Here is a 13,765-nt window from a genome sequence, read left to right on the forward strand (position 1 = left end):
GTAATCGGTTGTGATTTTATTTAAAGGTTATCATATACTTATCTTAAGACTAAAAAGGTAAGTCAGGTAGGACTATCTAATATTATATTTTTAGTTATAGAGCATTAAAATTCTCGATTATAAAGAATATTAAAAAACATTAATTTATCTTTATGATCTTCTATGTTAATTTATTTAATAATTAATTTTTTGGTACTTATGAATCATCGAAATATAGACCTTTCTTATGTGTGTTCACCCTCTGAATCTGAAATAACAAAGCACTGGATAAGTAATCGAGTTAAGGTGTCAATAATTTGCACTGCTTTTAATCACTTTCACTATATCGAATCTGCGCTTAATGGTTTTTTAAACCAAGTAACTGATTTTCCATTCGAGGTGATTATTAATGATGATTGCTCTACGGATGATACCCTGAGAATTATTGAAGAATATAGAGAAAGCTATCCAAATATCATAAAGGTGATAAAGCACGAGATGAATCAACACTCGCAAGGAATCTCGCCTCTTTATTATTTACTTCCAGAGGTTCGTGGGGATTATGTTGCTATTTGTGAAGGTGATGATTATTGGATAAATGCAACTAAATTGCAAAAGCAGTTTGACTGTTTAGAAGAAACATCTTCAATGCTTTGTATTCATTCAGCCTTTATGCTAGAAGGTGAGAACGTTAAAGATAATCCTAATTGGGAGTTTCCCTCAAATGAATATAATCTTGTGGATATATTTAGGCATCCAGGACAGTTTTCTCCAACATCGTCTTATTTTATGAACGCTAAGCTTTTTGATAATCTCCTTTTGAAAGACATTGTTAATAAGCCTGGTGTTGGAGATTTCTTTATTGAATTCTTCTCCGCCATAGACGGTAAATCCATAATGGCGTTCAATGAAAAGTTTAGCGTTTATCGTACGTTATCTATTAACTCCTGGAGTTTACAAAATAATTCTGATGTAAATAAAAAGCTCGAAAATACGAATCTTTTCTTGAATAAATTAGATAATGTAAAGCTTTCAGTATCAGAGTATGAAGTAGGGCTACTTAATATTAAAATTGCTCAAGAGTTGCAAGATGTTTTTGTCAGCTTGCTACGTAAAAGAAAGTATTTAAGGGCGTGTTTGTTTATTTGGGATGTTAAAAGTAGTTTCGGTTTGATGTTATTTGTTAAGAGATTGATAGGAAAATTGTGATTTGAAGATTTCTCTTTTTTTCATCGGTATAGTATGGCTTTTTAGTATAGTTGGGAATATTTATTTTGAACTAGGATATAAGCCTTTATCTTTAATAACGGTATCTGTGTTTTTTTATGTTCCATTTGTTTTATTAATCCTATCATTTTTACTACCTAGTAAACGTGTAATTCTGAGCAAAAATTCTGTTCCTTCGATTAAATTAAAAAGGTTAGTTGACTTTTCGTATATTTTTTGTCTGATTTTTATTTTTTTTGTTGTTGTGAAATCCGATGTGTTGAAATTATCCTTTTATGATTATTTCTTGCTCAGGAGAGGCGGGGAAGTTGATGGTGGCGGCTCAATAACTGGTTACGGTTTTATAGATACAATGCTAACATTGATAATATATCCAATATTAGTTAGCCTTACACTAATTCAAATAGCATTTGTTAGTGTTACTGATCAGGTTGAAAAATCTAGATTTTTATTGTTAATATTGTTGATGTTATCGTATACTTATGTTTTGCAGGTCAACTATCCTATCTTCTTTTTTATTTTAGTTATCTTCTTTTTTATAATTAATAATGTTGGTGTTAAGGGCACGATTGTAAATAGGAATGTCCTCAAGGTTTTTTCTTTTTTCTTCATTCTTCTTTTTCTAATACTAGCTTCTGCTGTTAATAGATATGGCTCGTTTGATTTGGTTGGCATTCTTTTTTATTATCCAGCAACATACTTTACAATTGGACCATCAATATTTGATATTAACTTAAATAATCCTCAGTCCCTTCTTCATGATTCAACATATGGAATAAATCTTTTAGGTCAACTACTACTGCCGTTGAAGTATTTATTTTCTATTGTAGGTTTCGAATCTGATTACTTTACACCTGCATCAATTCAGAATGTCACATATCTTAATGAAAAAATCAATATTAGTGAATCAGGGATAAAAAACGTTAATGCTTTTGGTACTGTTCTTTTTTCTTGGTATAGGGATTTTGGATTATTTGGTGTTTTTATTTCTCCTATTGCATATGGTTTATGTGTTTGGTATTTGTCAACGCGAGTAGATATATTTTCTATCGCTTGTTTTTACCTCTTATTATGTAATGGTATTATGGGATTAACTGTTAGTCCTTTAGATCAAGCACATTTTACTCTTGTTTTTATTATTTTGTTTATATTGTCATGGAGGTTTAAATGGAAAAGTTTAGGGTGCTAATAAAATCAATAATTTTGACATTGTTTTACAGTTTTAAAAATTTTTTTTCTCGTAATAGAATAGCGTATAGTAATAATGGTGTAGTTGTTTCACTGACTACATATGATCAACGTATTAACTCTGTATTTTTAACTATTGAAAGTTTAATAAACCAAAAAAGGATGCCATCTCACATTGTTTTATGGCTTTGCAACGAAGATATTATAAATGGATTGCCCTCCACCCTTATTAGGTTGAAAAATAGAGGTCTTGAAATACGTATAGTTGAAAGTAATATTCGATCTTATAAAAAGCTTTCATATTTCTGCCTTCATAGTAATGATTTTAATTTTGATTTTGTTGTTACAGTTGATGATGATGTATTTTATCCATCATATTGGTTAGATAAACTCTATTTGAAAGCATCTTCTAACCCTAAATCTATTTGTTGCTATAGAGGTAAATCAATTAAGTTTAATAATGATAGTGTAGACAATTATCTAAATTGGTCATCTGAGTCTGATGTATGCAATTCAAATCCATTTCTTTTGATGCCAACAGGCGTTTCAGGAGTGTGCTATCCAAAAGGGGTTATAACATCTGAGTTTTATGATTTTGATGGGATTGAAAAGTTTTGTAAATATGCTGATGATGTTTGGTATAAACTTTGTTCTATTAAAAATAACTATGACGCTAAACTAGTTTTAACAGATAACATTCACTTTACTCCTGTTCTAACTAGCTTGGCAAAAGGATTAGAGGTCTATAATGTACAGAATGGCTTAAATGAAAAACAATTCAACGATTCAATGAATTATCTAGAAGTAATAAAAAATGACTTTTACAAATAAACATATTAATATTCTTTACCTCCATCAATATTTTGCTACTCCTGAGTCAAATGCAGGAACACGCTCTTATGAGATGGCAAAGTTCTTAGTTGCTAAAGGTCACTCGGTTACGTTTGTTACATCTTCGGCTTATTTGTCTAATAATTACATTTTAAACGCTGGTTGGAATGAAATTGTAATTGATGGTATTAACCTGCATGTTTTACATTTATCTTATTCGAATAAAGATTCGTTTATGAAGCGAATCTTTAAGTTTTTGAAGTTTTCGTGGCAATCTACACTAAAGTCTCTAAGTATTAAGAGTGATGTCGTTTTCGCGACAAGCACCCCGTTAACGATAGCTATACCAGGATTGATCTACTCCAAAATCAAAAAAATTCCATTAGTTTTTGAAGTACGAGATTTATGGCCTGAATTGCCAGTAGCTGTCGGTGCCATTAAAAATCCGCTAGTGATTAAGTTAGCTGAGTGGCTTGAAATATATACCTATAAAAATTCAACGCGACTAATAGGTCTTTCACCTGGAATGTGTGATGGCATTACTCGTCACGGTATTGGCAAAGATAAAGTGACTTTAGCTACAAATAGTTGTGATACAAAGCTCTTTGATGTTGATAAATCTATTGGAGAAAATTATAAAACTACTCAATTATCTTTTTTAAATGGAAGAAAGTTAGCTGTTTATACTGGTACTTTTGGATTAATAAACAATGTTGGATATCTCGCTGAGTTGGCCCATTGGATGCTAGAGGTCGATGATCAAGTTTGTTTTTTAGCAATTGGTGACGGTATGGAAAAGCAGATGGTTATTGACAAAGCGACAGAGTTAAATGTTCTGAATAAGAACTTATATATATTGCCTCCAGTGCCTAAAACAGAAATAGTTGAGTTGCTATCTGCCGCGGACATATCTATTTCGTTATTCGGTCCGGTGTCTGAAATGTGGCATAACTCAGCAAATAAACTTTTCGATGCATTGGCTTCCTCTACACCTATTGCTATTAATTATGGCGGCTGGCAAAAAGACTTTATTGAAGAATACCAATGTGGATTGGTTTTAGACCCTTTGGATCATCTCAAGTCAGCTAAAAGTTTGTCTTTATTTCTTAATGATAAAGAGTGCTATCAGAATGCAACTATGCAGTGTCACTATTTAGCTTACAATAAGTTTTCGCGGGCTATGATGGCTGAACGTATAGAAAAAACTTTACTGGAGGCGATTAATGATAAAACGCTTATTTGATATAATCATTTCTTCAATTGCTTTAATAGTTTTCTCTCCTATTCTGTTATTTGTAGGACTGTTGGTTTCTCAAAAACTAGGTAAACCTGTTTTATTTAAACAAAAACGCCCTGGGTTAAATGGTAAGCCTTTTGAAATGTTGAAATTTCGCACTATGGGAGATGCGATTGATAGTGCAGGTAATCCATTGCCTGATCATTCACGCATGACGCCATTTGGGGAAAAACTTCGATCTACAAGTTTAGATGAATTACCTGGACTGGTTAATGTATTAAAAGGGGATATGTCTTTAGTCGGTCCTCGCCCTCTGTTGATGCAGTATTTACCCCTCTACAACAAACGCCAAGCGATACGACATAATGTTCGTCCTGGGATTACTGGTTGGGCACAAGTAAATGGTCGTAATGCTATTAGCTGGGAACAAAAATTTGAGTTCGACGCTTGGTATGTTGAAAATAGAACTTTCTGGTTTGATATCAAAATTTTACTTTTAACAGTGAAAAAAGTTTTATTTAAAGAAGGTATAACTGCTGATGGACATGTAACGATTGAACCATTCAAAGGCACTAGAAATGAGTAGCTGTGCAATACTTGGAGCGAGTGGACATGGCAAAGTTATTGCCGAATTAGCTGAACTCAATGGTTTTAAAGAAATCACTTTTTTTGATGATAGATGGCCAGAGTTGCAACAACTTGAACATTGGTCTGTGTGTGGTGATACCTCAGTTTTAATTACTTCGGTTAACAAATATGATCTGGTTGTTGTTGCAATAGGTAATAATTCAATAAGGCTGGAAAAAAACCACCAATTAAAGAATGCTGGTGGTAAGCTCTCTGTGTTAGTTCACCCATCTGCAGTCGTAAGTAAATATGCTAGTTTAGGGGATGGGACTGTTGTAATGGCTAATGCAGTAATTAACTCATTTACTGACATTGGTGAAGCTTGCATCATTAATACAAGTTCTACAATAGATCACGATACGGTTGTTGATGATGGGGTGCATGTTAGTCCTGGTGCAAATTTAGCTGGCGGTGTGAAAATCGGCGCTAATAGCTGGATTGGCATTGGTGCACAGGTTAAGCAACTTGTGGTAATCGGTGAAAATGTGATTGTTGGTGCTGGTTCCACTGTTTTACATGATGTTTTAAACGATCAAATTGTGGTTGGTACTCCAGCTCATTCAATTACTTCAAGTCATTAAATTACTTTAGATTTTTAAGATTTTGGAATAAATAATGTTAAATACTAATTTTTCTCCGTGGCCTTCTTTTACCCAATTAGAAGCTGATGCTGTAAATCGTGTACTATTGTCCAATAAGGTCAATTATTGGACAGGAGAAGAATGTCGTCATTTTGAAACTGAATTTTCTGCTTGGTGTGGTTGTGATTATGCCATTGCCTTAGGTAATGGTACTTTAGCCCTTGACTTGGCTCTAAAAGCATTAGGTATTGCTGGCGGTGATGAAGTTATTAGTACTCCTCGCACATTTTTAGCTTCTGTATCATCGATTGTGACGGCTGGAGCAACCCCCATTTTTGCTGATGTTGATTTAAATAGCCAAAACATTACGGCTGAAAGCATCGAGGCCGTTTTAACACCTAAAACCAAAGCCGTGATTGTTGTTCATCTTGCTGGTATGCCAGCAGAGATGGATGCAATAATGGCATTATCTGCCAAACATGGTTTTTATGTCATTGAAGATTGCGCTCAGGCGCACGGTGCGAAATACAAAGGTCGTAGCGTAGGTACCATTGGTCACCTCGGTGCTTGGTCATTTTGTCAGGATAAAATCATGACTACCGGCGGTGAAGGTGGCATGGTGACGACTAATGACAATGCGCTTTGGTCTGCCATGTGGTCTTATAAGGATCATGGCAAAAGCTTTGATGCTATCTATAATCGTGAACACCCACCTGGGTTTAGATGGTTACATGAAAGTTTTGGCACCAATTGGCGCATGACTGAAATGCAAGGTGCTTTAGGTCGAATTCAGTTAACTCGTATGCAAGATTGGACTACAAAACGCCAAGCCAATGCCAAAGCGATTGATACAGCAGTAGCAGACCTTAATGTAGTTAGAACAGTTAGAGTTCCAGACTATATAGAGCATGCAGAATATAAGCATTATATGTTTGTTCGACCAGAAAACTTAGCTGAAGGTTGGTCTCGGGATCGAATCATTGATGAAATAGTTGCTGCAGGTGTGCCAGCTTATCAAGGAAGTTGCTCTGAAGTTTATCTTGAAAAAGCGTTTGATAATACGCCTTGGCGACCAAAAGAGCGTTTACCTAATGCTGTTGAGTTAGGGGAAACAAGCTTAATGTTTTTAGTTCATCCTACGTTAACCCAAGCCGAAATTGATAAATCATGTCAAGTTATTAGGCATGTCTTGTTACAGGCACAAAAGTAATTAATTGAGGTTGTAAGAGATAATGAAAATTGCAGTTGCTGGCACCGGATATGTAGGTTTATCAAATGCTATGCTTTTGGCACAAAACCATGAAGTTGTCGCGGTTGATATCGTTCCAGAAAAAGTAGCGATGCTTAATGAAAGAAAATCACCAATTTTTGATGTTGAAATTGAAGATTTTTTAGCTAATAAGTCGCTCGATTTTAAAGCTACGCTTGATAAAGAAGTGGCATATAAAGACGCAGAATATGTCATTATCGCGACACCTACTGATTATGATGTTGAAACCAATTATTTCAATACATCATCTGTAGAGGCGGTAATTAAAGATGTGATGGACATAAACCCTAATGCTGTTATGGTTATTAAATCAACTGTGCCAGTGGGTTATACTGCTCGCATTAAAGTAGAGTTGAGATGTGAAAATTTAATCTTTTCACCTGAGTTTTTACGTGAGGGTCGTGCGTTATACGATAACTTACATCCGTCTCGTATTATTGTTGGTGAGCGCTCTGAACGGGCTCAAGTGTTCGCAAACCTTTTGGTAGAAGGAGCGGTAAAAGAAAACATAGAAGTCCTCTTTACAGACTCTACAGAAGCAGAAGCCGTTAAATTATTTTCTAATACCTATTTAGCGCTTCGTGTTGCTTATTTTAATGAGCTAGATTCTTATGCTGAATCGCATGGTTTAGACTCACGTCAAATTATTGAAGGTGTGGGTTTAGACCCACGAATTGGCAATCATTATAATAACCCATCGTTTGGTTATGGTGGTTATTGTTTGCCTAAAGACACGAAACAATTACGTGCTAATTATGCTGATATCCCTAACAACATCATAAGCGCGATTGTTGAATCTAATACCACGCGTAAAGACTTTATTGCTGAATCAATTTTAAAGCGTAAACCCGATCGTGTTGGTATTTATCGACTAATTATGAAGGCGGGTTCTGATAATTTTAGAGCGTCAAGTATTCAGGGCATTATGAAGCGTTTGAAAGCAAAAGGCATTGAAGTGGTTGTGTATGAGCCTGTTTTACATGAAGATGAATTCTTCCACTCTAAAGTGATTAAATCACTAGAAGACTTTAAAGCAAGCTGCGATGTGATTGTGTCAAATCGGATGGTGGATGAAATCCGTGACGTTGCAGATAAAGTTTATACGCGTGATTTATTTGGCTCTGATTAGTATTCATTGTCAGCTCATAAAAAAAATTGTTAGCTCAAAAGTAGAACATTGACTCCTATCTATTGGGAATTACACTGCATTGTCTTGGTTTAGCCACAATGTTGGCAACGCAAATCGTCTCAGTTTGCTAAAAAACGTGATCCAGTGTCTCATGGGTGGAATTTGTTCCCCAAAATCGATAGCTTCAAGTGTCCTCAAGGGCGAGTTGTTCGTTACTACTTGGAGTCTGTATGCTTTCGTAATAAGCTTCGATGGTGATCCCTATGGCACGATTGATGTGATAACATAAGTGCCTTTGCGGTTTTATTGTGGTCGAGTCCCGTACTTTAAGATGTAGTACATTATGAACTTAAATATTTTGGAGCGAAAAATGGATTTTTTGCAAAGCTTGTTTGGTTTGAAACGCACGCAAAAGCGTGTCGTTAGTCTTATCATTGATGCATTATTTCTCAGTTTTGCGTTTTGGGCCGCATTGCTCGTGCGCATCGATGACATTGCTGTGCTGGCCAATTCTCAATACTGGCTGCTACTTTTTATCGTTGTGCCTTTGAGCTTAGTGGGTTTTGCAAAGCTAGGGTTGTATCGAGCGGTATTGCGCTACATGGGGTTGCAAGCCCTTACGGCGATCGGATTCGGGGTGATGCTTTCAACCATCATGCTGGTGCTTTTTGCGTTTTATGTTGATGCGCAACTGCCGCGAACTGTACCAATAATTTATGCTGCATTTTCATTAGTGTTTATCGGTGGCACCAGGGCAATAGTGCGCTCTATGGTGGGGTCTGGCATGAAGCGTGTCGGGGAACCGGTCATTATTTATGGCGCGGGTGTCAGTGGCAGACAGTTATTAACTGCTCTGGTACAAAGCCATGAATATTATCCGTTTGCGTTTGTTGATGATGATGAAACGCTTCACGGCACAGTTATCCAAGGGGTTCATGTTCATTCTCCTTCTATCATTCGCAAGTTAATCAAGCAAAAAGCTGCGACCAAAATCTTACTCGCTATTCCAAGTGCATCGCGCTCTCGTCGCCAAGCCATTCTGGAACAGTTAGAGTCTTTAGCCGTACAAGTGCTTACCTTGCCTGCCATGGCTGATCTGGTCAGTGGCAATAAGCTTTATAGCGACATTAAAGAAGTTGAAATTGATGATTTGCTCGGTCGCGATTGTGTGACGCCTAGAGCTGATCTGTTGGCAGCTAATATTCGTCACAAAGTGGTGATGGTGACCGGGGCCGGCGGGTCAATCGGTTCTGAGTTGTGCAGGCAGATCCTAAAGCAGTCACCTAAGAAATTGGTGTTGTTTGAATTGTCTGAGTTCGGCCTCTATTCCATTGAGCGTGAGCTTAATGCCATGGCAAAAGAGTTATCTCTTGATGTGAAGATCTATCCCATGATGGGTTCTGTACAGCGAGAGAATCGTGTTCAAGCTGTGATGGAAGCTTTTGAGGTGCAAACGGTTTATCACGCCGCAGCCTATAAGCATGTCCCCCTTGTCGAGCATAACGTTGTTGAAGGTGTTCGTAACAACGTGTTTGGTACTTTATACACTGCTCGCGCTGCTATTGCAGCAAATGTTGAAACATTTGTGTTAGTGAGTACTGATAAGGCTGTTAGGCCAACTAATGTGATGGGGACAACGAAGCGTATGGCCGAGTTAGTCCTTCAGGCATTAGCGGATAAAGGAAGTGCTACTCGTTTTTGTATGGTTCGATTTGGTAATGTTTTGGGCTCTTCTGGGTCTGTTGTGCCGCTATTCAGAAAGCAGATCGCAAACGGAGGCCCTGTTACAGTAACGCATCCAGAAATTACCCGTTTCTTTATGACCATACCTGAAGCTTCTCAGTTGGTGATTCAAGCCGGTGCTATGGGCAAAGGCGGGGATGTCTTTGTGTTAGATATGGGCAAGTCAGTGAAGATCGTTGATTTGGCCACTAAGATGATTCGTCTGAGTGGTTTTGAAGTCAAAGATGATAATCATCCTGACGGTGATATAGCCATTGAGTTTTCAGGTTTGCGTCCAGGTGAGAAGCTCTATGAAGAGTTACTGATTGGCGACGACGTGACCGGTACTGAACATGAGCGCATCATGACGGCCAATGAGGCCTTTTTAAATTGGGCTGAACTTGAAGTGATCTTGGCGCGTTTAGACAAAGCGTGTCATGAATTCCAGCATGAAGTGATTAGAGACATTCTTCTTTCTACGCCAACAGGTTTTAGTCCGACTGATGGTATTTGTGATTTAGTCTGGTTACAGAAAAATCATGATAGTAATAACAATGGGGTTAAGGACAACAAGGTCATTCCTCTGGTTTCTTAATTTTTTCTGTTAGTTCAATGAAACTCCTTATTATTTGGGGAGTTTTCTTTTTCGAGTATTATTATGAAAGTTGTTATTCCCGTAGCTGGACTTGGTACCCGTATGCTTCCAGCAACCAAAGCTATCCCAAAAGAGATGCTTCCGCTTGTTGATAAGCCACTTATTCAATACATAGTAAATGAGTGTGTTGCAGCCGGTGTGAAAGAGATTGTATTGGTAACGCATGCCAGTAAAAACGCTATCGAAAACCATTTTGATACCTCATACGAGCTAGAGTCGACGCTTGAGAAGCGTGTAAAGCGCCAGCTGCTTGATGAGGTGCAATCAATTTGCCCTAAAGATGTAACAATTATGCATGTACGTCAGGGGGAGGCTAAGGGGCTTGGTCATGCAGTACTCTGTGCTAAACCTTGCATAGGTAATAACCCTTTCGCAGTAGTATTGCCTGATGTGATCTTGGATGAGTATAGTGCCGATCAAAGCTCGGAAAACCTGGCGGCGATGATCAAACATTATAAGGCGTCTCAAGCTAGCCAGATCATGGTCGCGCCAGTGGCTCTAGATGAAGTAAACAAGTATGGGATTGCCGATTGTGGCGGCGTGGATATCGCACCTGGCGAATCATCAGTTGTAAAGGCGATGGTCGAAAAGCCGGCCATTGATGAAGCGCCATCTAATCTTGCCGTTGTGGGTCGTTACGTCTTGTCAGAAAAAATTTGGGATTTGCTGGCTAAAACACCCGCTGGTGCTGGAGATGAGATCCAATTGACAGACGCAATCGACATGTTGATTGAATCTGACACTGTCGAAGCCTTCAATATGACAGGTAAGTCTCACGATTGTGGCGACAAGCTTGGTTATATGGCAGCCTTTGTTGAATACGGCCTGCGCAACGAAAAGCTGGGTAAAGAGTTTCGTCAGCAGTTAGAGAATCTGCTCGCACGATAATCTTACTTTAAGATTTAATGCCCACTTTGGCTTGCTAAAGTGGGCATTTTTCATTTCAGGGTAGTGTATTATCTATTGAGAGCGTTAAGTTAACACCAAATGAGAGGGATATAATGAAAGGTATTTTATTAGCCGGTGGTACTGGTACGCGATTATATCCCATCACACGTGGCGTATCTAAGCAGCTGCTACCAGTGTATGACAAGCCAATGATCTATTATCCGCTCTCTGTTCTTATGCTGGCGGGTATCCGTGATATTTTAATCATTACGACTCTTGAAGAGCAGATGCTATTTCAGCGCTTACTCGGCGACGGCAGTAATTTTGGGATTTCGCTTTCCTATCAAGTACAGTCAAAACCTGAAGGGATTGCACAGGCTTTTATCATTGCCGAGGAGTTTATTGGTAACGACAGCGTGTGTCTGGTGCTGGGTGATAATGTGTTTTATGGGCAGGGGTTCAGTCTCACACTGAAACAGACAGTAGCTGACCTCAACAATGTAGATTCAGTAGGAGCGACTATCTTTGCCTATCAGGTCGACCAAGCCGAAAGATTTGGCGTGGTGGAGTTTGACTCTGAATTCAGTGCCTTGTCTATAGATGAAAAACCGGCGGTCCCCAGATCTAATTGGGCGGTTACCGGACTCTATTTTTATGACAATCAAGTCATCGATATCGCTAAAGGGTTAAAGCCCTCAAAACGTGGCGAGCTTGAAATTACTGAAATTAATCAATCTTATCTAAAGCGCGGTGAACTAAAGGTCGAATTATTGGGACGTGGTTTTGCTTGGCTCGATACCGGTACGTTCGACACTCTGCAGCAAGCTTCATCTTTTGTTCAAACCATAGAAACTGTGCAGGGTCTAAAAGTGGCTTGTCTTGAAGAGATAGCCTGGCGCAATGGCTGGCTAACCAATGAGGATGTTCATAGTCTTGCCAAGCCTATGCTGAACAATAGTTATGGACGCTATTTGCTCTCTTTGATAAGCGATACAGAGTCTGTGACATAGTAAGAAGAGTGAAAGCGCAGGTATCTAGGTATAAAGAGGTTCAGGTGTTGAGCAATGAATAGGATTTTAAACTGCGAGCTGTGTTATGGAAAATGCGGTTTAAATACGTAGACTAGAAACACTGCCTAACTTCTTCTCTTGCCAAGTCGCTTACTAACGGAATCGCCGATGAAGTTTCTTGTTGATGTACATGCCCATACCATTGCTTCGACCCATGCTTATAGTACGGTTCATGATTATCTGGCTGTGGCGAAAGAGAAGGGCATTAAGCTGTTTGCCATTACTGATCATGGGCCTGATATGGCTGATGCGCCTCATTTTTGGCATTTCGTCAACATGCGAGTATTGCCTCGTATTGTCGATGGTGTTGGTGTGCTGAGAGGCATTGAAGCCAATATCAAAAACGAAAATGGTGATATTGATTTCTTTGGTAGTTATCTCAATGAATTAGACATCGTGCTAGCGGGATTTCACGAGCCAGTTTTTCCGCCATCCACTCAAACTACCCACACTCAGGCGTTAGTCAATTGCATTGAAAGTGGCAATGTCGATATCATCAGTCATCCTGGTAACCCTGCTTATCCCATCGACATAAAGCGTGTTGCAGAAGCGGCCGCAGCCCATAATGTTGCCCTTGAGATAAATAACTCCTCATTTTTGACCTCGCGACAAGGTAGCTTGAAAAACTGCACGGCAATTGCCCGTGCAGTAAAAGAGGCCGGAGGCTATTTGGTCTTAGGGTCAGACTCCCATGTTGCCTTCAGTTTAGGGGGCTTTGATAAAGCGATTGAGTTAATTCAGGAAGTTGATTTCCCAGTTGAGCGAATTCTCAACCGTAGTCCCAAAGCCCTGCTGGAGTTCCTAACGTCAAGAGGCCATAAAGGGCTGGATGACTACGCTGGGATTATATAGGTTTAAGTTGATGGTTTGAGAGTGATGAGATAGATGCAATCTCATTGCTCTGTGCATTCTCTATGTTTTTTCGTGTAAAGCGATGTTTGGAGAAATTGTTCGACAATGGTTGACCTATCGTTAGCCAGGCAATTCTTGCCAAGCCCTAAGCCCTAAGCCCTAAGCCCTAAGCCCTAAGCCCTAAGCCCTAAGCCCTAAGCCCTAAGCCCTAAGCCCTAAGCCCTAAGCCCTAAGCCCTAAGCCCTAAGCCCTAAGCCCTAAGCCCCAAGCCCCAAGCCCCAAGCCCCAAGCCCCAAGCCCCAAGCCCTAGGCCCTAAAGATTAACCTTCCAAGTCTCAGCCTAACTGATCTTTATTCGTCCAAATTTTTGCTTACTTGATATTCGTTTTTGGTATAAATAAATTGATATTTATAACTTCTAAAGCAATTTTCTGCTGGTATGATTTCCTTAACTCTCATTTTGAGCAATGCCCTGCGCTGGGTCGTATTAGTGTTGCGACCTTGGTGAA

General features: G+C 38.8%; 12 protein-coding genes. All 12 read left to right on the forward strand.

Annotated elements, in window-relative coordinates; genetic code table 11:
* The first annotated feature begins 162 nt into the window (after positions 1-162).
* Positions 163-1,188: a glycosyltransferase family 2 protein gene (locus K0J45_RS06960; RefSeq protein ID WP_220044771.1), complete on the forward strand. Its 1,026-nt coding sequence runs from the start codon at positions 163-165 to the stop codon at positions 1,186-1,188.
* Between the two features lies 1 nt (position 1,189).
* Complete coding sequence (locus K0J45_RS06965) at positions 1,190-2,395, forward strand: oligosaccharide repeat unit polymerase (protein WP_220044772.1); 1,206 nt, start codon at positions 1,190-1,192, stop codon at positions 2,393-2,395.
* Positions 2,374-3,225, forward strand: coding sequence for a hypothetical protein (locus tag K0J45_RS06970; protein ID WP_220044773.1), 852 nt, complete (start codon positions 2,374-2,376; stop codon positions 3,223-3,225). Before K0J45_RS06965 ends, K0J45_RS06970 begins: the two co-directional genes overlap by 22 nt.
* Positions 3,209-4,468, forward strand: coding sequence for a glycosyltransferase family 4 protein (locus K0J45_RS06975; protein ID WP_220044774.1), 1,260 nt, complete (start codon positions 3,209-3,211; stop codon positions 4,466-4,468). Before K0J45_RS06970 ends, K0J45_RS06975 begins: the two co-directional genes overlap by 17 nt.
* Positions 4,449-5,048: a sugar transferase gene (locus K0J45_RS06980; protein WP_220044775.1), complete on the forward strand. Its 600-nt coding sequence runs from the start codon at positions 4,449-4,451 to the stop codon at positions 5,046-5,048. The genes K0J45_RS06975 and K0J45_RS06980 overlap by 20 nt, the downstream gene beginning before the upstream one ends.
* Positions 5,041-5,670, forward strand: a complete 630-nt coding sequence (locus tag K0J45_RS06985) for an acetyltransferase (RefSeq protein ID WP_220044776.1) — start codon at positions 5,041-5,043, stop codon at positions 5,668-5,670. The genes K0J45_RS06980 and K0J45_RS06985 overlap by 8 nt, the downstream gene beginning before the upstream one ends.
* Before the next feature lie 34 nt (positions 5,671-5,704).
* Complete coding sequence (locus tag K0J45_RS06990; protein ID WP_220044777.1) at positions 5,705-6,880, forward strand: DegT/DnrJ/EryC1/StrS family aminotransferase; 1,176 nt, start codon at positions 5,705-5,707, stop codon at positions 6,878-6,880.
* Between the two features lie 22 nt (positions 6,881-6,902).
* On the forward strand, positions 6,903-8,069 hold the full coding sequence (locus K0J45_RS06995; protein ID WP_220044778.1) for a nucleotide sugar dehydrogenase: 1,167 nt from the start codon (positions 6,903-6,905) through the stop codon (positions 8,067-8,069).
* Positions 8,070-8,439: 370 nt separating this feature from the next.
* Positions 8,440-10,386: a nucleoside-diphosphate sugar epimerase/dehydratase gene (locus K0J45_RS07000; RefSeq protein ID WP_220045237.1), complete on the forward strand. Its 1,947-nt coding sequence runs from the start codon at positions 8,440-8,442 to the stop codon at positions 10,384-10,386.
* 63 nt (positions 10,387-10,449) lie between these two features.
* Positions 10,450-11,334, forward strand: a complete 885-nt coding sequence (gene galU / locus K0J45_RS07005; protein ID WP_220044779.1) for a UTP--glucose-1-phosphate uridylyltransferase GalU — start codon at positions 10,450-10,452, stop codon at positions 11,332-11,334.
* Between the two features lie 113 nt (positions 11,335-11,447).
* Positions 11,448-12,344: a glucose-1-phosphate thymidylyltransferase RfbA gene (gene rfbA / locus K0J45_RS07010; RefSeq protein ID WP_220044780.1), complete on the forward strand. Its 897-nt coding sequence runs from the start codon at positions 11,448-11,450 to the stop codon at positions 12,342-12,344.
* 168 nt (positions 12,345-12,512) lie between these two features.
* On the forward strand, positions 12,513-13,256 hold the full coding sequence (locus tag K0J45_RS07015) for a phosphatase (protein ID WP_220044781.1): 744 nt from the start codon (positions 12,513-12,515) through the stop codon (positions 13,254-13,256).
* Positions 13,257-13,765: the final 509 nt, after the last annotated feature.

Source organism: Shewanella alkalitolerans, from assembly GCF_019457575.1.
GTDB classification, from domain to species: Bacteria; Pseudomonadota; Gammaproteobacteria; order Enterobacterales; family Shewanellaceae; genus Shewanella; species Shewanella loihica.